Below are 20,611 nucleotides of genomic sequence, written 5' to 3'. Positions count from 1 at the left end.
TTCATTTATGCTTGTTAAAATGAATGCTAGCTTCGTTATTGATTTTGCAATTAGAACAACTAGTTACTGCAATCAATGCCTTGCTTTCATCCATTTTTCCTACGCCTAAATAGATCATCTAATTAACGGAATTGGTATAATCCAGATAAAGGGGAGTCAGCGCAAGCGGTTAACAATAACTGCTCTTTTCCATCACCCATGCCTGCCGTTGCTCAATCAAACGTCCTGCGCACTTTTAAAGCTTTCACTTACCCTTGCTGTACAAAAAACAAACAGCAACTATCTGATAACATTTACATTATTTATAATGTACAAAGTTATTTTGTAAGAGATTGACCATTCCTTGCAGACGATATTGTGCAAATTAAGCTTGTGAAAAATAGCTTTATTAGCTGCATAAAAAACATCAACTCATTGTAATTAAAAGGATTTTTATTTTTTCTTTTCTCATAAACCAAGAAAGTTGTTGTTTTTACACATAAATTTATAGGAAAAGGGCATATTATTACTCGTGCAGGGACGGAGATGGTTTTACAGGAAGTAAAACAATCATAGCAAGGATAACAACAGGACGTTGTTAAAGATAAACAGGGATTTTTATCTTGTCGGGAAGACATAAGGACACTCCTGGGATTAGGAGGTTATAAAACAAGGCTGTTTTATAGTTCAGGATGATAAAGGGATAAACTACAGGACGTAGTAAGGATACTTTCAGGATGAAAGTTATTAGTGGTATCAGGGACTGGTATAACTAAGTCAGGATGACAAAAAAGGACACCTCCTAAGGAAAGGGAGATGGTTGATAAACGGGATCGTTTATCTGATATGGAGAAAAATGGATTTACCTCAATGGATTGGGGAAATGGATGCCTAGTTTGGCAGTAGTCAAAGGAAATACAGCAGGGAGCTGCGACTATCACGGACAGATAGAGTGACTAAACTTAGGGCAGCTTTGGCTGCCCTTTCCTTTAGCAGAAATTAATCTCCCAACTGCTTCAATAAACTCTCCTCCAGTTTTTTATAGTGAAAAACAAACCCCGCTTCCAGCAACTTTTTAGGCTGCACATACGTACTTGAAAGTAACAATTCATCCCCCATCTCACCAAATAGCAGCTTAACCATGCATGCCGGCATTGGAAAAATACAGGGGCGCCTTAACTGCTTCGCAAGTAACTGGCTAAATAAGCGATTATTTACCGGGTTTGGCGAGACCATGTTTACCGGACCTTTAACAGACTCATTTTCAATGATAAATAAAATAGCGCGAACCATATCATTAATATCAATCCAGCTCATTATCTGCTCGCCAGAGCCAATTTGACCGCCGAAGCCCATTTTAAAGGGCAATAACATTTTTCCCAGGGCGCCGCCCTTTTTACTGATAACAATACCAGTACGCAGGTTCACCAACCGTGTGCCGCTCTGTTTAATTACCTGACTGCTTTCTTCCCACTGCAGTGCTAACTGACTGACAAAATCAGTGCCGGCACTGCTGAACTCATCAAGTTTTTCCCGGCCTCTATTACCGTAAAAACCAATCGCTGAAGCGCAGATAAAGAGTTTAGGCGCGGGTGTCTGTGTGTTAAAATGCTCAACCAGTAATTTCGTAGATAAAATCCGGCTATCCACTAACTTCTTTTTTTTAGCTTCAGTCCAGCGTCCATTGCCAATATTTTCCCCGGCCAGATGGATAACCACATCGGGATTAGCGAACTCTTTGAGTAGCAGCTGCTTAGCATTAATATCCCAGTAAGGCTGGTCAGCTTGCTGATAACGTAATAAGCGTCCGACCGAATACCCCTGCGAGATTAACAGCCTTGTTAAAGCAGAGCCGACAAGACCTGATGAACCACTTATTAATACCTTACCCTTAACCATAAAAACTCCGATAACTTATTTGAAAGTTCTGCTCCAGTCAGATTATCTGCAGGTAGTCAGACTAACTACGTAGATAAACGATCAATAGATCAGCAGCTGCAACTGTTGTTTTCCCGCAACTGATTAAATGGATTTCTTTTAGTGTAGGTTGTTTGCTGATGTAATGATAAAATAACTATTTGCTATTTTATTATAGGTAATTTTCAAATGCTGTTGATGATCGATAACTATGACTCTTTTACCTACAATTTGGTGCAATATTTTGGACAATTAAAACAAGAAGTTATAGTCAAAAGAAATGATCAAATCGGTTTAAGGGAGATTGCTGATTTGAATCCGGATCAGATCGTTATTTCGCCGGGGCCCTGCACACCTAATGAAGCGGGCATCTCCTTAAAAACCATTGAACGCTTTGCCGGTCAAATTCCTTTATTAGGCGTTTGTCTCGGGCATCAGAGTATCGGTCAGGTTTTTGGTGCACAGGTTGTACGTGCAGACAAAGTGATGCATGGTAAAAACTCATTAATCACTCATGACGGAAAAGGTGTATTCAAGGGATTAAATAACCCGTTAAATATCACCCGCTATCATAGTCTGCTGCTGCAGCCGGATACCCTCCCTGACTGCCTGGAGACAACGGCAAGAGTGCTTAACGGTAATGAAATAATGGCTATCCGTCATAAAACATTAGCGCTTGAGGGAGTTCAATTTCATCCCGAAAGTATTATGTCAGAACAGGGTTTGAAACTGCTGAAGAATTTTATTGAGCAATCACTTGGTTTCAAAAAATAAGCGCGTATATTAGGGCCTATTTAGTCAACAATTTGTTATTTTCTTGGAAAGGATTTAGATATGTCAAACACAGCAATCACTCGCTCTCTTTTTGATCAGGTTATGGTACCTAACTATTCCCCATTAGCCATGATCCCAGTTCGTGGCGAGGGCTCTCGTGTGTGGGATCAGGAAAATAATGAATATATAGACTTAACCGGCGGTATTGCGGTTAACGCGCTGGGGCATGCGCATCCGGAACTGGTTGCAGCACTCACTGAGCAAGCCAAAAAATTATGGCATATGAGTAATTATTTTACCAACGAACCCACCCTGGAATTAGCCCGAAAGATAGTTGCCAACACCTTCGCTGAAAAGGTTTTTTTTGCCAACTCCGGCGCAGAAGCCAATGAGGCTGCACTCAAATTGGCGCGTCGTTATGCCTTTGATCACTATGGCAAAGAAAAGACTGAAATTATAGCCTTTCACCATGGTTTTCATGGACGAACTTTTTTCACTGTCAGTACCGGCGGGCACGCGCCTTACTCCGATGGCTTCGGACCAAAACCTGCCGATATAACCCACCTTGATTATAATGATTTGAGTGGCTTAGAAAAAGCCATGTCAGATAAGACCTGTGCGGTTATACTTGAACCCCTGCAGGGTGAAGGGGGTGTATTACCCATAGATAAAGCTTTTGCCCAGGGTATCCGTAAGCTTTGCGATAAATATAACGCCCTGATGATTTTAGACGAAGTGCAGACCGGCATGGGCCGTACAGGTTCATTATTTGCTTATATGGATTTAGGCATCATTCCCGACGTATTAACCTCGGCAAAGGCATTGGGTGCTGGTTTCCCAATTTCTGCAATGTTAACCTTGGATAAGTTTGCCGGCAGTCTGACGGTAGGAACACACGGTACCACCTTTGGCGGTAATCCGCTTGCCTGTGCGGTTGCCAGTAAAGCTTTTGATCTGATTAACAACCAGGCTATGTTAAACGGGGTAAAAGAAAAAGAGCGTTTAATACGTCAGGCTCTGGAAGAGATTAACAATGAATATCATGCCTTTGAAGAAATCCGTGGCAGTGGGCTACTACTGGGTGCAGTTTTAAATGAGCAGTACCAGGGCCGGGCTAAGGATTTACTACTGGCATGTGCGGATCAGGGGTTATTAGTACTGATGGCCGGTGCAAGTGTTATCCGTTTCACACCGGCACTTAATATCAGCGATCAATTATTAGAACAAGCCATGGACAAATTTAAACAGGCAGTAAAAGTACTGGCTGAATAATTTAGGACGTGCTTATCTTTCGCAGTGCTTTTAAGCGCAAAAGATCAACACGCCCAAAAGAACAAAACATTGTGAGCAGCTGTTTATTATGGTTAGCTCCGAAAATTAACAAAAAAATTATAAAGTGGGAGCTCAAAAAATGAGACGCGAACTGGCAATAGAATTTTCTCGAGTAACAGAAGCAGCGGCATTAGCCGCTTATAAATGGCTCGGTCGGGGTGATAAAAACATAGCGGATGCTGCAGCCGTGGAAGCAATGCGTTTGATTTTCAATCAAGTTGATATTGACGGCGAAATCGTTATTGGTGAAGGCGAAATCGATGAGGCGCCAATGCTTTATATCGGTGAGCATGTCGGCACAAAGATCGGAGATGCTGTAGATATTGCCGTAGATCCTATCGAAGGAACACGTATGACTGCAATGGGGCAGTCTAACGCGCTTGCAGTATTAGCAGTGGGTGAAAAAGGCAGTTTTTTACGTGCGCCTGATATGTATATGGAAAAATTAATTGTCGGACCAAATGCCAAAGATGCGATTGATTTAAACCGCTCTTTAGAGCAAAACTTAAAAGCCATTGCCTTCGCATTAGGCAAGCCATTAACAGATTTAACCGTGGCGACCTTAGCAAAACCAAGACATGATCGCATGATCAAAGAGATACAGGGCCTGGGTGTACGTGTTTTTGCCATTCCTGATGGTGATGTGGCTATCTCAGTATTAGCCTGTATGCCCGACAATCAGGTTGACGTACTTTATTGCATCGGTGGCGCACCTGAAGGGGTTATCTCTGCAGCGGTTGTGCGTGCGTTAGACGGTAATATGCAGGCACGCCTGATACCTCGTCCTATGGTCAAAGAACCAACAGAAGAGAACATCAGAATTGGTAAAGAAGAAGTTGCGCGCTGCGAAGCGGCCGGGATTGAAGTGAATAAAGTGTTAAAACTTGAAGACCTGGTAAAAAATGACAATGTTATCTTCTCGGCAACAGGTATCACTAAAGGTGACTTAGTTGAAGGGGTTAAGACCTATGGGCGCATGGCAACCACGGAAACATTATTAGTCCGCGGTAAATCACGTACCATCCGCCGTATCCACTCTACCCATTACCTGGATAGAAAAGATCCGAATCTGAAAGATATCATTCTGTAACACTGAGATACCCATGATACTTCAAGATGCAACGTCAAAGCATTTTGAAGTAGCATGGGTATATAGCCTATGCGGAAATGGATATGCTGCTTATCCATTTTCGCAGCGCGGCAGAACGGTAATTCCGCACCCTTTTAAAGTACACTTCTTAAGTCCCCCTTCCCCCCGTAAAAATAAAATATCTGTAAATGGATTGTTATTCTTTAATAAACTTCCCTTATAATGGCCTCTCAACATCTTGCATCTTAAGGCCCATTGATGAATGAACGCATAAAAATCAAAGAGATAAAAAGCAGTACAAGCAGCAGTACAGACCGTTACAATCCGAGTAAGCGCATTTATGTACGCGCTGTTTATGGTTTTTATCAGACATTACGCCGTTATACAGGTTGGGGCCTGATTCTTTTATTTGTTGCATTACCGTTGATCCGCTGGAATGACCACCAAGCCATTTTATTTGATATTGCAGATCAGCAGTATCATATTTTCAATATGACGCTTTTTCCGCAGGATCTCACCCTGCTCGCCTGGATTTTTATTATTGCCGCTTTTGCTCTGTTCTTTTTTACCACCTATTTGGGCCGGGTGTGGTGTGGTTATACCTGCCCGCAAACGGTCTGGACATTTATTTTCATCTGGTTTGAGGAGCGTTTTGAAGGCACTGCCAATAAACGCAAACGTCTGGATCAGATGCCCTGGAGTTTTAATAAAATATGGCGCAAAACCGCCAAGCATACAGGCTGGATAACCGTTTCATTACTGACCGGCTTGGCTTTTTCATCTTATTTTGTGCCGGTTAATGAGCTATATGCTGATTTTTTTACCTTTAATGCCGGTTTTACTATCACTGCTTGTGTTCTCTTTTTTGCCGCCGCCACCTATATCAATGCCGGTTGGATGAGATCCATTGTCTGCCTGCATATGTGTCCCTATGCACGTTTTCAGTCAGCCATGTTTGATAAAGATACCTTTATTGTCGGCTATGATAACCAACGCGGAGAAGCCCGTGGTCCACGCAGACGTAAAGACTCGCCCAAAGAGTTAGGCTTGGGTGACTGCATTGACTGTGATCTGTGTGTGCAGGTCTGCCCGACGGGCATCGATATTCGCGACGGTTTACAATATGAATGCATTAACTGCGGGGCCTGCATTGATGCCTGCGATCAGACAATGGATAAAATGGGCTATCCGCGCGGACTAATATCTTATACTACCGAGCAGAAGCTGGCGGGTAAAAAAACCAAAGTATTACGCCCCAAAATTATCGGTTATGGTGCTCTACTGCTGGCCATGCTGGCTATGTTTGTGGTGAATATTGTTAACTTGAGCAGTGCGGAAATGGAGATTCTCCGGGATCGCAATGCATTATACCGCGAGAATAGCGAAGGCTTAATTGAAAACACTTACACCTTAAAAATACTCAATAAAACCATCAAAACCCAAACCTATAACTTATCGTTTTCCGGCCTGCAGAGCGCACAGCTTATCGGTCCGAAGCAGATTATAATAAAATCAGGTGAGGTATTAACGCAACCGATCGCAATTGCCGTTGATCCTTATGGTGTTAAGGAAAAAAGGATCAATATCACTATTACGCTGACCAGTGCATCCGGTGAAATTGAAAAGATTGAACAACAAACAACATTTTTTATTGGTTTGTAACAATGTCTTAAGCCCTGTTTATTCAGGGCTTGTTAACGAGTAAAAACACATGAATGCCAATTTTAGTTATCAATCTCTTACACCTGAACTGCAGCTTGATGCTTTAGCATCCATTGCTATCTATCCTGAGTCAGGGTTAATTTCTCTCAACTCCTATGAAAATCGCGTCTTTTTATTTACCGATGAAAATAAAGTTCGCTACGTGGTTAAGTTTTATAGACCGCAACGCTGGAACGAAGCGCAATTAAAAGAGGAACTCCAATTTTGCCAGCAACTGTATAATAACGGATGCCGGGTAGCCTCTCCGGTAGAAATTAACGGGCAAACGTTATTTCACTTTGCCGGTTACTATTTTGCCCTGTTCCCCAGTTTATCAGCACGCTCTATGGAGCTTGATAATATTGATATTCTTTATGATATCGGTAGCGCTTTAGGAAAAATGCACCGAATTGCTGCTCAGGAGGGTTTTAAACATAGAGAGGCGCTGGATATCAGCACCATGCTGTCCAACCCGATTAAACAACTGCGCAGCAGTGTTTATATTCCCGCATCTGTCCGTGAGCCATTATTTAGCGTATTAGCAACCCTTGAGCGTGAAGTCACCATCCAATTTAACCGTCATAAGCATAAAATAATCCGTTTACATGGCGATTGTCATGCCAGCAATATTCTGCTGCGCGATGACTCGCCTTATTTTGTCGATTTTGATGACTGCAGAATGGGCCCTGCCATTCAGGATCTTTGGATGTTGTTGAATGGCACACCCCAGGACAAACAGCTACAGCTGTCAATGTTATTAGAAGGTTATGAAGAGGAATATGAATTTGACCTGAAACAGTTGTACTTAATTGAACCGTTACGTACCATGCGTATGATTAATTATGTCAACTGGCTGAGTAAACGCTGGTCTGATCCGGCCTTTCCGTTGAACTTTCCATGGTTTAGCACAGACCAATACTGGAGAGAGTTGCTAAAATCGCTGCAGGATCAATTAATCGCCCTGCAGGAAACGCCGATCTCTTTACAACCGGGTTATTAAATATAATATAGCCATGATATTTCAAGATGCTCGGATTTCGTTAAGTAATTAAAAACACAGATAAATTTAATAAAGGAAAATAATATGAAAAAGATTTTTGCACTTGTTATAGGGCTTATCTTATTTCCTCTTTCTGCACAAGCAGCTGATTTTAAAGAAGGGGTGCACTACGAAGTGATCAAACAAACAGCGACGGCAACTCCGGAAGTAAAAGAGTTTTTTTCCTTTTACTGCCCGCACTGCTTTCAATTCGAGCCCCTGATTAGCAACCTTAAGAAACAGTTACCAGAGGACGTGAAGATAAAAAAAGTACATGTAAACTTTTTGGGTAAACAGATGGGGCCGGAACTAACTCAGGCCTATGCAGCTGCAGAGATCCTCAAGGTAGAAGATAAACTATCAAGCCTTATTTTTGATCAAATCCATACTCAGAAGAAAAACATTAACGGCCGTGAAGGTGTTATTGAGCTCTTTGAAAAAGCAGGTATTAGTAAGCAGGAAGCAACAGGCGCATTAGCCAGTTTTCCGGTCAGCGGATTAGCATCGCAAATGAAACGTGATACCGAAACATTCGCAATTCGTGGCGTACCGACCTTAATTGTCAATGGCAAATATAAAGTCAACACGGGCTCGGTAAAAAGCACTGCCGAATTTGTCGAGCTGGTCACCTTCTTAACGCAAAAGAAAGGGTAATACCCGACGGTATTTTTTATAATCAGAATAACGCGTTACTGTAAAATAAACAATGCCGCAGAAGATGCTGTAAATAGCCTATTCTACGGCATTTGGCATAAAGGCTGCGTGTTAAGCCTTACCTGCCATTAAGAAAGGAACAGCCCATTTGAAAGCCATTTTTAACAACCCGGCCGAACTAAAATCGGCTTTACTCGAACTTTATAATAAAAATGAATCAACAAAAGCACAAATCTTTGCAATCAGCGGTATTGAAGGCGGCGGCAAGCGCGCTTTAAGCGAAAAAGTTGCTGATGCACTGGCGAGGGAAGGAGCACGCGTTGCTGTTGTCCATACTGACGACTGGGAAGCGGCAAAAAGCATCCGTTTCAATATTATGAACAGTCCGGAAGAGTATTACCTTAATGCCTACCGCTTTGATGAAATGTTCGAAGAGCTTATTTTACCTTTAAAATTATTTGGCAGTATCAAAACATCTGTCACCCTTGACGATGTAATGAATCCGCGTACCGTTGAATATGATTTTGACAATATTGATATTATTATCATTGAAGGTGTGTATCTTCTTCAGGAAGCATATTTAAATCTTTATGACTATACCTGCTGGGTGGTCAGTGATTATGATGCGGCTTTTGAGCGTTTGGTCAGCCAAAACGATGTCGAACAGTCTCAACAGGCATTAGTTAACCTCTTTGAAAATTTAATCAAACCTGCCGGGCAATATCATATCAATGCGGATCATCCACAAATTAAAGCTAAATCAATTTATATAGAGCAGGAAACTGGTGAAAATACAAACGACTGTCTGCGCTGACCAATATAATGCCCATAATGCTTATATGCACTTTGAAAGGCAAAAATGGGCCGAGTTACGAGACAACGTCGAACTCACTCTCTCTGAAGATGATTTACAACAGCTGCAGGGGATTAACGAATCTCTTTCCATCCAGGAAGTGGTTGATATCTATCTGCCGATGTCCCGCCTGCTTAATTTATATGTTCAGTCACAACAGAGTCGCCATACCGTAAGGGATAAGTTTTTAAACAGTAATCATGAAAACGTCCCCTATATTATTGGTATTGCGGGCAGCGTTGCGGTGGGTAAAAGTACTACTGCGCGGATCCTTCAGGCAATGTTATCGCACTGGCCGGAGCATCCCAAAGTTGCATTAGTGACCACCGATGGTTTTTTACGGCCCAATAAGGAACTTGTTGCCCGCAATATAATGCACAAAAAGGGATTTCCGGAAAGTTTTGATATCAAAGCCTTAATTGATTTTGTTGCGGCAATCAAATCCGGTAAAGAATCGATCACTGCACCAATATATTCACATTTGACTTACGATATACTGCCGGATAAAAAATTACATCTTGAAAAACCGGATATTGTTATCCTGGAGGGTTTGAATGTATTACAAAGTGCCATTAATTACCCGCATCACCCGCAGCGCACTTTTGTCTCTGACTTTGTAGACTTTTCCATTTTCGTTGATGCAGATACCGCGCTTTTAAAAGAGTGGTATGTACAGCGTTTCTTAAAGTTTCGGGAAGGCGCCTTTACTGATCCTAAGGCTTATTTTCACAGTTATTCACAAATGGAAGAAAGCCAGGCTATTGAAATAGCTAAAAAAATATGGGATGAGATCAATGGCATCAATTTACAAGAAAACATCCGCCCGACCCGCGACAGAGCCAATCTGATCCTGACCAAGGCGGCTAATCATCAGGTAGAAAGCGTTAAACTGCGTAAATAAGTACTGACAAATTGTAAAAATTAATAGCGCAATGCAAAGACATCCTTCTAAAAATAGGGGATAATCCGCGACTCGCAAAAATAACCATCCACTTTCAAGCTACAATGGATGGTCAATGCCTATTAATATTTTCAGGAATGGTTGTTTATGTCCCAAGTCGGCACACTTTATATTGTATCCGCACCAAGTGGTGCTGGAAAATCCAGCCTTATCAATGCGCTTTTGGCTGAAAAAAGAGACTGGCAAACACAAGTTTCCGTTTCTCACACAACGCGTGCGCCGCGTGTCGGTGAAGCAGATGGTGAGCATTACCACTTTGTCAGTAAAGAAGCCTTTAAAAAGCTGATTGCAGAAAATGCTTTTTTTGAATGGGCAGAGGTTTTTGGTAATTATTACGGCACGTCGCGGGTGACTATCGAGCAGGCATTGGCAAAAGGTATCGATATCTTTTTAGATATTGACTGGCAGGGTGCCCGTCAGGTTCGCGAAATGATGCCGCAGGCCAGAGGAATTTTTATTCTACCGCCAAGCCGTGCTGAACTGGAAGCGCGTTTAAATAAACGCGGTCAGGACAGCGCAGAGGTGATCGCCAAACGCATGCAGCAGGCCCGGGCAGAAATGTCACACTTTGATGAATATGATTATCTGATCATTAATGATGACTTTGACACTGCAAGAGAAGAGTTATCAGCGATCATTACAGCTGAACGAAACGCCCAAAATAAGCAGGCGATTAAGCATCGCACTACTATTCAAGAGTTGTTGGCAGAATAATCTGTAGAGAAGTTTGTGGATCAATTCTCAATTTGAACGTATAATGAGCGCCCGTTTTTGTGTAATTAAATTTTTGGAGTTCAGCAATGGCACGTGTAACCGTTGAAGATGCAGTAAATGTAGTTGGTAATCGTTTTGATCTTATCTTAATGGCATCTCGTCGAGCTCGTCAGCTTGCAACTCAAGGTAAAACACCTTTGGTTGATCCTGAAAATGATAAGCCTACGGTTATCGCTTTACGTGAAATTGAAGAAAATCTAATCACTAATGAGCTGATGGATATCCAGGATCGCCAGGAAAAACATGAAAAACAAGCTGCTGAATTAGCTGCTGTTGCGGCTATCGCTGAAGGTCGCGGTTAATAACCGATCTTAGCAACGTATTGATAAAAAACGCCGAACATGCAGATGTCCGGCGTTTTTTTATGTTTATTAAACAAGGAGCCCACCAGTTGTGATCACATTATTACTCCCCACCCTTGCTATTATTGTCGGTTTTGCCCTGCTCATCTGGAGCGCGGATAAATTCGTTTTAGGCGCCTCAAATACCGCCCGCAGTTTTTCTATCTCGCCGCTGATTGTCGGTGTCGTTATTGTCGGTCTGGGCACCTCAGCACCGGAAATGCTGGTTTCCGCGATGGCGGCCGCTGAAGGTAATACCGGACTGTCTATCGGTAATGCGATAGGCTCAAATATTACCAATATTGGTTTAATGCTTGGTGTGACTGCTATTTTCTACCCGCTGCATATTCACTCTAAACTGGTCAAGCGGGAGATGCCGTTATTGCTCGGCGTTATTATGCTCAGTTTCTTTTTACTCTGGGATCAAAAACTCGCCTTTTTCGACGGCCTGATCTTATTGGCCCTGATGTTTGCCATGGTGAGTTACTCGGTCTGGGAAGCCAAAAGCCACAGTGACGATATCCTCTCTCAGGAGATCCTTGATGAGCTGCCGGAAGAGGTCAGTAAAGGCGAAGCGTTAAAATGGCTGGTCGTAGGTATTGTACTGCTGATTGCAGCCTCCCGTATTCTGGTTTGGGGCGCAGTAGATATCGCACTCTATTTTGGCGTCAGTGATTTAATTATCGGTCTGACTATTATTGCGATTGGTACCAGTTTACCTGAGCTGGCAGCGACCCTTGCCGCCGCGCGCAAGCAGGAGTTTGATCTGGCGGTGGGCAATATTATCGGCTCAAATATCTTTAATATCCTCGGCGTGATGGCATTGCCAGGATTAATTCATCCGGACAGCTTTGATATTGAAGTATTAATTCGTGATTACCCGGTGATGATCGGCCTGACGGTTGCCCTGATGATTTTCTCCATCACCTGGCGGAAAGGTAAAACCGGCCGTTTAGGCCGCATTGAAGGAGGGTTATTGTTGGCCGCTTATATCGCTTATATGGTCTGGTTATTTATTGATATGACAGCAAAATAACAATTTCACCTTATAAAAAAGGGGCTGTGCATATCAATGCACAGCCCCTTTTTTTTACTCTAAAATTTACAATATTTATTAAACGGCTTTAGCTGAGAGTTGCTCTGTTCCATCTTTCGCCACTGCTGCTGCATTTGTTCCGGCGAGTACAGGGCGATCCGCTTTGGGCGTTGAGAACCAGTATCCGGCTCCCATAAACAGCGCCCCACTGAATAGATTACCGAGAGAAACCCATAGCAGGTTATGACCAATGCCCGCCAATGTGAAGGCTTCTTTTGAGTCACCTAAGTAAGAAATTGCAAAAATAGTCATATTAGCAATACTGTGCTCGTAACCACAGGCAATAAAGGCAGCTAAACACCACCAGATAGCGATGAAACGGCCCGTACCCTCAGTACGCACACACATCCAGATCGCTAAACAAACTAACCAGTTACATAAAATACCTTTAGCAAATAAAACCATTGCCGGGGCAGATGTTTTAGCTAATGCCACTTTGTGAATAAGACTATCTTCAAAGCCCATCAGTTTACCGCCGCCAGCGTACATAAATATAACCGCCAAGGCGATGCAGCCTAACAGGTTACCTATCCAGGTTTGCGGTAATACGGTAAATTTATCTTTCCAGCTGATCTCTTTAGTTAACGCGCCAAAGGTTAAAAACATCGTATGCCCGGTAAACAGCTCCGAGCCGGCAATAATAACCAGTGTTAATGCGATACCAAAGAATGAGCCCATCACAATTGGGCGAATCGCCGGATCTACAATATTACCCAAAGTGAAGATTAAGATAATACCTAAGCCAACGTAAGCACCTGCCATTGCTGAGCTGATCATAAATCCTAGTTTATCCGTTCTGGCAAATTTGACGATCCGCGCTGCGGTTGCTGAACATTTTATTATGCTGTCTGCGTACATGTTGTTTTCCTTAGTTTTTTAAAAATATTTGTAACCACTCAGCGTCTGACCTGTGTGTTTTTTACACATCCCCCCCAAAAAAAGGGGCAAAGCAGTTACAGATATTTTTATAGTTCACGGGCAGGATTCACTATCACAGCCCGCGAACATCTTAATAGCAGAAGCGTTTACAGATGCACTTCCACAAAGCCTTCAGCAACCCGGGCTTTATAGGCTTCAACGCTGACCTCATCGTTATCCAGGCAGGAGCCGTCAATCAGGTTAAAACGCTGCTTTTTAAGAGGTGATGCCACCCACAGCTGCTCTTCATGCTGACAAATCAAACCGCGCGACAAAACGTTAGATCGTGCAAAGGGATCCATATTATTAATAGCGTAAACCTGCTCTTCTTCACTTGGGCGGAAAATTGCCACCTGTTTGCCATCGACTAGTGCGCAGACCCCGGTCGCCGGAAAAATTTTGTTTAGTTCACAGACTTTAATCCACTTGCTCATTACGCTTCCTCCAGATTAATTGCATATACAGGTGCTTTTTCGTCAACAAATGCAGGACGTTTTTGACCGCGTTCAGGGGTAAAGACAACATTGTCGTCTTGTGCGTCACTGTTGATGAAGTGCGCGAAGCGTTGCAACTGCTCCTGATCCGATAAGGTTGCCGCCCACTCACATTGGTAACTTTCTATTGCCGCCTGCATCTCTTTTTCCAGCTGGTCATTAATCCCCAGTTTGTTATCAACAATCACCTCCTGTAAGTATTCAATGCCGCCGCTGAGATTTTGTAACCAGACAGAAGTCCGGGTCAATTTATCCGCAGTGCGCACATAAAACATCATAAAGCGGTCCAGGTACTGAATCAGGGTCTGTTTATCTAAATCACTGGCCAGCAGTTTAGCGTGCTCAGGTTTCATACCGCCGTTACCACAAACATACAGATTCCAGCCTGCATCCGTTGCGATAATACCAACATCTTTACCTTGTGCTTCAGCACACTCGCGGGTACAACCGGAAACACCAAATTTCATTTTATGCGGTGTACGTAACCCTTTGTAACGGTTTTCTAACTCTACGCCTAAACCAACACTGTCCTGCACACCGAAGCGGCACCAGGTACTGCCGACACAGGTTTTTACCATACGCAGAGATTTCGCGTAAGCATGTCCGGTTTCAAAACCGGCATCGATAAGCTGTTTCCAGATATCCGGTAAATCACCTTTATGAGCACCGAACAGACCGATCCGTTGCGCACCGGTAATTTTAGTGTAAAGCTGGTATTGCTCGGCAACGCTTGCCACAACAGCAAGGCCTTTGGGAGTGACTTCACCGCCCGCCATACGCGGAATAACCGAGTAGGTACCGTCTTTCTGCATATTACCGAGGAAAATATCATTGGTATCCTGCAGGCCGTTATTTTCTTTGGACAAAACGTAACCATTCCAGCAGGACGCTAAAATTGATCCCACTGTTGGCTTACATACTTCACAGCCGTAACCTTTGCCATATTTGCTTAATAACTCTTTGAAGCTTTTAATACCTTCAATACGGATCAGGTGGAAGAGTTCCTGACGGGAGTACTCAAAATGCTCACAGAGATGATTCTTAACTTCAACACCCTGTTTTTTCAATTCAGCATTTAACACCTGAGTGATTAATGGTACGCAGCCACCGCAACCTGTACCGGCACCCGTTTCTTTTTTAATCGCGCCAATAGTCGTATGACCAGCGGCAACCGCATCAGCGATATCACTTTTCTTTACGTCAAAACAGGAACATACCTGTGCGGTTTCCGGCAGTGCATCAACGCCTAACCCGCCAGAACTGGCGCCGGCATGGGCAGGAAGAATTAATGAATCCGGGTGCTTGGGCAGTTCAATGGCATTTAATTTGTACTGCAGCAGGTCACTGTAGCTTTCCGTATCACCAACCAACACGGCACCCAATAATAACTTACCATCTTCAGAAACAATAATACGTTTGTAGACTGACTTGTTTTCGTCCACATAGACATAACTTTGACAGTTAGGTGTACGGCCATTCGCATCGCCAATACTGCCAACATCAACACCTAACAGTTTTAATTTAGCGCTCATATCTGCGCCGGTGAACGCATTTTCGCGGCCGAGTATGGTATCAGCGGCTATTTTAGCCATACTGTAGCCAGGTGCGACCAGGCCAAAGAATTTTTCATTCCAGGAAGCACATTCGCCAATAGCAAAAATATCCGGATCAGAGGTCACACATTGATCATTAATCTCGATACCGCCACGGCCGGCAGTCACCAAACCACATTGTTTGGCTAATTTATCCTGCGGACGGATACCCGTTGAAAACACAATAAAATCCACTTCCAGGTCTGTACCGTCGGCAAACTTCATGGTGTTGCGCGCAGTTTCTCCTGACGGGATGATTTCCAGCGTATTTTTACCGGTATGAACATTCACCCCGATACTTTCAATTTTACGGCGCAGCATCGCTCCGCCCTGCTGATCCAGCTGCTCAGCCATCAATACCGGTGCAAATTCGATAACATGGGTCTCGACACCAAGCGCTTTAAGCGCACCAGCGGCTTCCAGGCCTAACAAACCACCACCAACAACCACACCTTTTTTACTGTGGCGCGCAGTCGCTTCAATGGCATTTAAATCTTCAATGGTGCGATAAACAAAACAGTCTTTGCTTTCATTACCTTTAATGGTCGGCACCCAAGGGTATGAGCCCGTTGCCATCACTAGTTTGTCATAATAAACAGCACGTCCATTTTGTGAATGGATCACTTTTTCGCTGCGATTAATGGTTAATGCCCGTTCGCCAATTAATACTTTAATATTATGCTTTTCGTAAAAACCCTCTTTAACCAGAGAAAGCTCTTCGGCTGTATGATGAGAAAAATAAGAAGACAGGTGCACACGGTCATAAGCGACGCGAGGCTCTTCACAGAATATTGTAATTTCGAATAGATTAAGATCTGCTTTTTCAACAAAGTCTTCAACAAAACGATGTCCGACCATGCCGTTACCAATTATAACTAGCTTTTGTTTACTCATTATTTTCCTCATCACCTAATAAAGATTAATCCAAGGCAGAGTAAAGCAGTCAAGTAAAATGAAGTTGATCGAAATCATGTAAATGGGAGTTGTTCGCACTATCCAGCGAAAAAACAAAAAAAAAGAGTGATCTAAATCACAAAAGCCTTAAATAAACCACATTGTAACTAATGTTATTGGCTATAACCTGATTTAAATCATGGTTATTATTTAAAATTCAACTCTAAAAAACAGGTGGTGGAAACACAGAAATCTTCCGCTTCCTGATTATTGAATAAATAGGGGGGTAAGAAAAAATCCAAGCTTACCCTTGAGCACGTCAACAACCGTGCTAATTTAAATCATAATCTTTACGGGCATCCAACTGCATTAGATCACCATGAATAAATTGATAATTGAGACGTTTTTTCAATTTTTCGTTGCTGACTATTTTATTGGATTGTCTGTTTTCTGAACTGATTTGGGGTTTTGGCAGTCCCAGCGCTAAAGCATTCGCCGTATAAAAATCGACCTTACGAGGGTGAGTATCTGCGCAACAGTTGAGTAGTTCAGGAAAAACATGCTGCTTGACAATAATAGCGATAATGGCTAAACAATCATCAAGGTGGATCAGGTTCACTCCGGCTTCTGCCAGCCTGATAGATTTGCCTGTTGCAAAGAATCGTCCCGGATGACGCTTACCGCCAATCAAACCTGAAAAGCGTAATATTGTGCTTTTAAAATGTGTATTCTGCTGAAATAAGGCTTCAATTTCGAGCAATGGGTGACTGCTGATATCCAGGGGCCGTGATTCCCTGCACAAACCGCTATGTTCCGGGTAAACCGACGTTGAACTGATAAATAACACCTCTTTAACGGGTGATTTTTCAATCTCGCTAATCAGGTTTTTAAAGGCATTAATATCTTTGCCGGTCACATTGATAATTAAGGTATCGGTCTGTAAAAACGACTGTATATTCTTTTTCAGGTTTTGCATATCAATAATAAATGGCCGCAATCCTACCCCTTCTAACAGCTTTGATTTTTCTTCTGAGCGGGTGGAAATATTAACTTTTTCAAACTCTGATGTTAATTGCTTTGCCAACGGAAATCCCAACCAACCGCTACCTAATATACTGATACTCTTATTCATCTGTTATGACCTTAGTCAGCACGAAGCTGCCCTTTTGGCGCAGTTTACTGTTGTTTAGTATTTTGATTTTTTGCTCTTGATCAGCCTGCCCCCACAGGGAAATTTCTGCCAGACTGCGAAAACAGCCCAGACAAACTTTGTCTTTATTTAATGAACAAGCCGCAATACAAGGTGACTTAATATTACCCATGCTGTTAATCCCGATTATATAAAAAGTTAATTTTGCTGATAACAACCTTTCGGTTACACTTCCAACCCGTTAACAACATAGTGACAAAATTATAACAAAATGAGGTGTGCAATGTTCGTCATTCGTTGGATTTTAGGTCGAATTATTTTATTACTTAACTTTATCTTTACCCCTAAAAAACGCAAACGCGATTTTCAGGAGCAAGTAGAGATAGATGCACAGACACAAAATATGCAGCTTTATCAATACAAAGCATGCCCATTCTGCGTGAAAGTGCGTCGGGCAATGCGTCGTCAGGCTTTAAATATCAATACGATAGATGCTAAACAAGCAGATCATAAAGCTGTGTTGCAGGAGCAGGGAGGCAAAATACAGGTACCCTGCCTGCGTATTGAAGAAGGTGGGCAGGTAACCTGGTTATATGAGTCATCAGCAATCATTGCGCATTTAAATACACGCTTTGCCTGATATTATAACGGCTGACGGCAATTGACCGCCAGCCGCTATCAAGATCTCTGTTTCAGGTTGTGGCTGAATCAGGCTTTGGCGAAGCTATAAGTACGGTATCCGCCGAGCAGATTACGCGCTTTATAACCATTATTGACCAGCTGGCGGTATGCAACGTTAGCACGTAAACCAACAGCACAGAGAATGATTATCTCCTTATCTTTCGGAAGCTCACTGATGCGCGGACGAAGTTCATCCACAGGAATATTAATAGCCCCTTCCAACGTGCCAAATTTCTCAATTTCTGCAGCTGTTCTGACATCAAGAATCAGTTGCTGATCTGTCAGGCTATCCAGTTCATCAAAGTGGATAGCTTTCAAATCACCGTTTTCAATATTATTAGCCACAAAAGCAGCCTGATTTATGACATCCTTTGCACTACCATATGGTGGCGCATAGGTAAGCTCAAGGTGCTGTAGTTGCTCTATGGTCATCCCCGCGCGCTGTGCAACGGCCATAATATCGATACGTTTATCAACGCCATCTTTACCCGCTGCCTGAGCACCGAGAATTTTTTTACTATTCGGACAATAGAGCATCTTAAACGAAATAATTTCAGCACCGGGGTAGTAACTGGCGTGGCTGGCCACATGCACATACACTTTCTTATAGGCAATACCTTCACGTTTTAGTGCTTTCTCATTTTTACCTGTAGAAGCGATGGCTAAATCGAAGATCTTACATATTGCTGTTCCCTGGGTACCCTGATAGGTTTCTTCGCGGCCAAAGATATTGTCTGCAACCATACGTCCCTGACGATTCGCCGGCCCCGCCAGCGGAACGATCGTCGCTTTACCGGTAACAAAGTCAGCTTCTTCAACTGCATCACCTACCGCATAAATAAAAGGATCGCTGCTCTGCATGTTCGGGTTTGTCCAGATCCCGCCAAGATCGCCAATCTTAAGGCCCGCCTCCTGAGCGAGTTTAATTTCAGGACGGACTCCCACGGCCATTATCAGCATCTCTGTTTTAATCCTATCGCCATTATTCAGGGTAAGGTTGAGGTGACCCTGAATGTGCGCGTGCGCTTCAGACTCACCACTTTCTAAATTCGGAACATGTGCTTCCTGATGATATTCTACCACTTCCAGTGCAACCCCTAAGCGCAGCTCCACACCGCGGCTCTTAATCTCTGCATGGGCAAAACCTGCCATCTCACGATCTACAGGCGTCATCACCTGATCCGCAAGTTCGACAAGGGTGGTTTTAATTCCCAGCTGATGCAATGCTTCCATCACTTCCAATCCGATAAAGCCACCACCAACAACAGTGGCGTGTTCAGGACGGTTCATCTTGATGGTATTAAGAATTTTGTCCATATCTGGAATATTACGCAGGGAGTGTGTAATCGGGTTATCTATCCCTGGAATTGGCGGAACAACAGGTGCCGCGCCCGGACTTAATACCAGAAAGTCGTAACTTTCGCTGTATTGTGAACCGTCGAGCAGATTCTTAACAGTGACAGATTTGTTTTCTTTATCGATGCTGACCACTTCGCTCATAGTGCGAACATCAACATTAAAACGCGCCAGGAAGCTTTGTGGCGTCTGAAGAAGCAGGTTGCTTCTTTCTGTGATATCACCACCAATATGATAGGGTAATCCGCAATTCGCAAAAGAAACGAACTCTCCACGCTCAAACATTATGATTTCAGCTTCTTCGCTTAAGCGTCTGGCACGGGCAGCCGCAGAGGCACCACCAGCCACACCACCGACGATTACAATTTTTGTCATTATGAACTCCATCAAATTGAAAAACAGGTAATAAAAAGGGAAGTTTAAAAGTGCTCTGTTACTTATCTGATGAGATAAAAACCACTTTCAAAGTTAATAAGTTGTGCATCTTTAGTGAAACGACGTGCGGGTCGGTTGCCGATACCATACCGGCAACGTCATCCACCTGATACTCCGGACTATATAAAAATTATTTATATAGTCCGGAAACTGTTATTTACAACCAAATTTTTTTAGCAAAAAAGTAGCCGGACAAATTCCGGTGAAAGCACTCTGTAGCAAATTCAGGCCGATAAATACGGTGAACCATATAAAACCGGGGTGAACAAACTGAGTTAATATAACGGAAAACAAAATCATAGAGCCCGCTACTATCCTAACGCCATTTTCAATTGTCATTTTTTGTTCCTCGCTGGCTACAGTTTATAAAAAGATTATAATAAAATGAATTAGAAAACGCTAATAAATATTTAGCTAATTTAGATGTTGAATAAAATAATATAGCTAGTTCTCATCCAGAAACAGCGTATTTTTAGTACCCCCTCAGTTCGGTCTTGGATTTTATCATGATTCCAAGGCCAATCTTACCTTCAGTAACGCACACGAAGTGTGCGATCGCGACATTTTTCAATTTTATCAG

20 protein-coding genes are annotated in these 20,611 nt (G+C 42.9%); 12 read left to right on the top strand and 8 right to left on the bottom strand.

Annotated elements, in window-relative coordinates:
* Positions 1-978 precede the first annotated feature (978 nt).
* Positions 979-1,878 (bottom strand): TIGR01777 family oxidoreductase, encoded by a 900-nt coding sequence (locus ABZA00_RS08960; protein WP_372881815.1) that lies wholly within the window; start codon positions 1,876-1,878, stop codon positions 979-981.
* Between the two features lie 207 nt (positions 1,879-2,085).
* Here ABZA00_RS08960 and ABZA00_RS08955 point away from each other — a divergent pair, with 207 nt between their 5' ends.
* The 11 genes from ABZA00_RS08955 to ABZA00_RS08905 all read left to right on the top strand — a co-directional run bounded on the left by ABZA00_RS08955 (position 2,086) and on the right by ABZA00_RS08905 (position 12,451).
* A complete protein-coding gene (locus tag ABZA00_RS08955) occupies positions 2,086-2,670 on the top strand; it encodes an aminodeoxychorismate/anthranilate synthase component II (RefSeq protein ID WP_372881814.1) in 585 nt (194 codons plus the stop codon).
* 60 nt (positions 2,671-2,730) lie between these two features.
* A complete protein-coding gene (locus tag ABZA00_RS08950) occupies positions 2,731-3,942 on the top strand; it encodes an aspartate aminotransferase family protein (protein ID WP_372881813.1) in 1,212 nt (403 codons plus the stop codon).
* A 139-nt stretch (positions 3,943-4,081) separates the two neighbouring features.
* A complete protein-coding gene (glpX, locus tag ABZA00_RS08945) occupies positions 4,082-5,092 on the top strand; it encodes a class II fructose-bisphosphatase (protein ID WP_372881812.1) in 1,011 nt (336 codons plus the stop codon).
* 258 nt (positions 5,093-5,350) lie between these two features.
* Positions 5,351-6,754 carry a cytochrome c oxidase accessory protein CcoG gene (gene ccoG / locus ABZA00_RS08940; protein ID WP_372881811.1) on the top strand — a complete coding sequence of 468 codons (1,404 nt, stop codon included), beginning with the start codon at positions 5,351-5,353 and terminating at the stop codon, positions 6,752-6,754.
* A gap of 49 nt (positions 6,755-6,803) precedes the next feature.
* A complete protein-coding gene (locus ABZA00_RS08935; protein WP_372881810.1) occupies positions 6,804-7,793 on the top strand; it encodes a serine/threonine protein kinase in 990 nt (329 codons plus the stop codon).
* An 84-nt stretch (positions 7,794-7,877) separates the two neighbouring features.
* Positions 7,878-8,486: a DsbA family protein gene (locus tag ABZA00_RS08930; protein ID WP_372881809.1), complete on the top strand. Its 609-nt coding sequence runs from the start codon at positions 7,878-7,880 to the stop codon at positions 8,484-8,486.
* Between the two features lie 148 nt (positions 8,487-8,634).
* The gene (locus tag ABZA00_RS08925) at positions 8,635-9,300 is read left to right on the top strand and encodes a uridine kinase (protein ID WP_372881808.1); all 666 of its coding nucleotides are present in this window, start codon (positions 8,635-8,637) and stop codon (positions 9,298-9,300) included.
* A 25-nt stretch (positions 9,301-9,325) separates the two neighbouring features.
* A complete protein-coding gene (gene coaA / locus ABZA00_RS08920; RefSeq protein ID WP_372881816.1) occupies positions 9,326-10,240 on the top strand; it encodes a type I pantothenate kinase in 915 nt (304 codons plus the stop codon).
* Positions 10,241-10,387: 147 nt separating this feature from the next.
* Positions 10,388-11,014, top strand: a complete 627-nt coding sequence (gene gmk / locus ABZA00_RS08915; RefSeq protein ID WP_372881807.1) for a guanylate kinase — start codon at positions 10,388-10,390, stop codon at positions 11,012-11,014.
* An 86-nt stretch (positions 11,015-11,100) separates the two neighbouring features.
* The gene (gene rpoZ, locus ABZA00_RS08910; RefSeq protein ID WP_134289049.1) at positions 11,101-11,376 is read left to right on the top strand and encodes a DNA-directed RNA polymerase subunit omega; all 276 of its coding nucleotides are present in this window, start codon (positions 11,101-11,103) and stop codon (positions 11,374-11,376) included.
* Between the two features lie 91 nt (positions 11,377-11,467).
* Positions 11,468-12,451 (top strand): calcium/sodium antiporter, encoded by a 984-nt coding sequence (locus tag ABZA00_RS08905; RefSeq protein WP_372881806.1) that lies wholly within the window; start codon positions 11,468-11,470, stop codon positions 12,449-12,451.
* A gap of 78 nt (positions 12,452-12,529) precedes the next feature.
* On the opposite strand, the gene nirC is transcribed toward ABZA00_RS08905, so the two are convergent.
* The 5 genes from nirC to ABZA00_RS08880 form a co-directional block, all read right to left on the bottom strand.
* Positions 12,530-13,369: a nitrite transporter NirC gene (nirC, locus tag ABZA00_RS08900; RefSeq protein ID WP_372881805.1), complete on the bottom strand. Its 840-nt coding sequence runs from the start codon at positions 13,367-13,369 to the stop codon at positions 12,530-12,532.
* 167 nt (positions 13,370-13,536) lie between these two features.
* A complete protein-coding gene (gene nirD, locus ABZA00_RS08895; RefSeq protein ID WP_372881804.1) occupies positions 13,537-13,863 on the bottom strand; it encodes a nitrite reductase small subunit NirD in 327 nt (108 codons plus the stop codon).
* Complete coding sequence (gene nirB, locus ABZA00_RS08890) at positions 13,863-16,409, bottom strand: nitrite reductase large subunit NirB (protein ID WP_372881803.1); 2,547 nt, start codon at positions 16,407-16,409, stop codon at positions 13,863-13,865. Before nirB ends, nirD begins: the two co-directional genes overlap by 1 nt.
* 331 nt (positions 16,410-16,740) lie before the next feature.
* On the bottom strand, positions 16,741-17,541 hold the full coding sequence (locus ABZA00_RS08885; RefSeq protein ID WP_372881802.1) for a dTDP-glucose 4,6-dehydratase: 801 nt from the start codon (positions 17,539-17,541) through the stop codon (positions 16,741-16,743).
* The gene (locus tag ABZA00_RS08880) at positions 17,534-17,731 is read right to left on the bottom strand and encodes a DUF1289 domain-containing protein (RefSeq protein WP_372881801.1); all 198 of its coding nucleotides are present in this window, start codon (positions 17,729-17,731) and stop codon (positions 17,534-17,536) included. The genes ABZA00_RS08885 and ABZA00_RS08880 overlap by 8 nt, the downstream gene beginning before the upstream one ends.
* Positions 17,732-17,842: 111 nt before the next feature.
* Here ABZA00_RS08880 and ABZA00_RS08875 point away from each other — a divergent pair, with 111 nt between their 5' ends.
* Positions 17,843-18,199: a glutaredoxin family protein gene (locus ABZA00_RS08875; protein WP_372881800.1), complete on the top strand. Its 357-nt coding sequence runs from the start codon at positions 17,843-17,845 to the stop codon at positions 18,197-18,199.
* Between the two features lie 68 nt (positions 18,200-18,267).
* Here the strand turns inward: ABZA00_RS08875 and ABZA00_RS08870 are convergent, their stop codons facing one another.
* The gene (locus ABZA00_RS08870; protein ID WP_372881799.1) at positions 18,268-19,971 is read right to left on the bottom strand and encodes an FAD-dependent oxidoreductase; all 1,704 of its coding nucleotides are present in this window, start codon (positions 19,969-19,971) and stop codon (positions 18,268-18,270) included.
* A 213-nt stretch (positions 19,972-20,184) separates the two neighbouring features.
* A complete protein-coding gene (locus ABZA00_RS08865) occupies positions 20,185-20,370 on the bottom strand; it encodes a DUF2892 domain-containing protein (RefSeq protein WP_372881798.1) in 186 nt (61 codons plus the stop codon).
* Positions 20,371-20,611 lie beyond the last annotated feature (241 nt).

It is taken from the genome of Psychromonas sp., assembly GCF_041586535.1.
In the GTDB taxonomy this organism is placed as follows: domain Bacteria; phylum Pseudomonadota; class Gammaproteobacteria; order Enterobacterales; family Psychromonadaceae; genus Psychromonas.
This window is presented reverse-complemented; position numbering and strand designations above follow the sequence as displayed.

Bases quoted from the DNA above. Each gene is read 5' to 3' on its own strand.
- ABZA00_RS08960 (WP_372881815.1), bottom strand. From the start codon at position 1,878: ATGGTTAAGGGTAAGGTATTAATAAGTGGTTCATCAGGTCTTGTCGGC.
- ABZA00_RS08955 (WP_372881814.1), top strand. From the start codon at position 2,086: ATGCTGTTGATGATCGATAACTATGACTCTTTTACCTACAATTTGGTG.
- ABZA00_RS08950 (WP_372881813.1), top strand. From the start codon at position 2,731: ATGTCAAACACAGCAATCACTCGCTCTCTTTTTGATCAGGTTATGGTA.
- glpX (WP_372881812.1), top strand. From the start codon at position 4,082: ATGAGACGCGAACTGGCAATAGAATTTTCTCGAGTAACAGAAGCAGCG.
- ccoG (WP_372881811.1), top strand. From the start codon at position 5,351: ATGAATGAACGCATAAAAATCAAAGAGATAAAAAGCAGTACAAGCAGC.
- ABZA00_RS08935 (WP_372881810.1), top strand. From the start codon at position 6,804: ATGAATGCCAATTTTAGTTATCAATCTCTTACACCTGAACTGCAGCTT.
- ABZA00_RS08930 (WP_372881809.1), top strand. From the start codon at position 7,878: ATGAAAAAGATTTTTGCACTTGTTATAGGGCTTATCTTATTTCCTCTT.
- coaA (WP_372881816.1), top strand. From the start codon at position 9,326: ATGCACTTTGAAAGGCAAAAATGGGCCGAGTTACGAGACAACGTCGAA.
- gmk (WP_372881807.1), top strand. From the start codon at position 10,388: ATGTCCCAAGTCGGCACACTTTATATTGTATCCGCACCAAGTGGTGCT.
- rpoZ (WP_134289049.1), top strand. From the start codon at position 11,101: ATGGCACGTGTAACCGTTGAAGATGCAGTAAATGTAGTTGGTAATCGT.
- nirC (WP_372881805.1), bottom strand. From the start codon at position 13,369: ATGTACGCAGACAGCATAATAAAATGTTCAGCAACCGCAGCGCGGATC.
- nirD (WP_372881804.1), bottom strand. From the start codon at position 13,863: ATGAGCAAGTGGATTAAAGTCTGTGAACTAAACAAAATTTTTCCGGCG.
- nirB (WP_372881803.1), bottom strand. From the start codon at position 16,409: ATGAGTAAACAAAAGCTAGTTATAATTGGTAACGGCATGGTCGGACAT.
- ABZA00_RS08885 (WP_372881802.1), bottom strand. From the start codon at position 17,541: ATGAATAAGAGTATCAGTATATTAGGTAGCGGTTGGTTGGGATTTCCG.
- ABZA00_RS08880 (WP_372881801.1), bottom strand. From the start codon at position 17,731: ATGGGTAATATTAAGTCACCTTGTATTGCGGCTTGTTCATTAAATAAA.
- ABZA00_RS08875 (WP_372881800.1), top strand. From the start codon at position 17,843: ATGTTCGTCATTCGTTGGATTTTAGGTCGAATTATTTTATTACTTAAC.
- ABZA00_RS08870 (WP_372881799.1), bottom strand. From the start codon at position 19,971: ATGACAAAAATTGTAATCGTCGGTGGTGTGGCTGGTGGTGCCTCTGCG.
- ABZA00_RS08865 (WP_372881798.1), bottom strand. From the start codon at position 20,370: ATGACAATTGAAAATGGCGTTAGGATAGTAGCGGGCTCTATGATTTTG.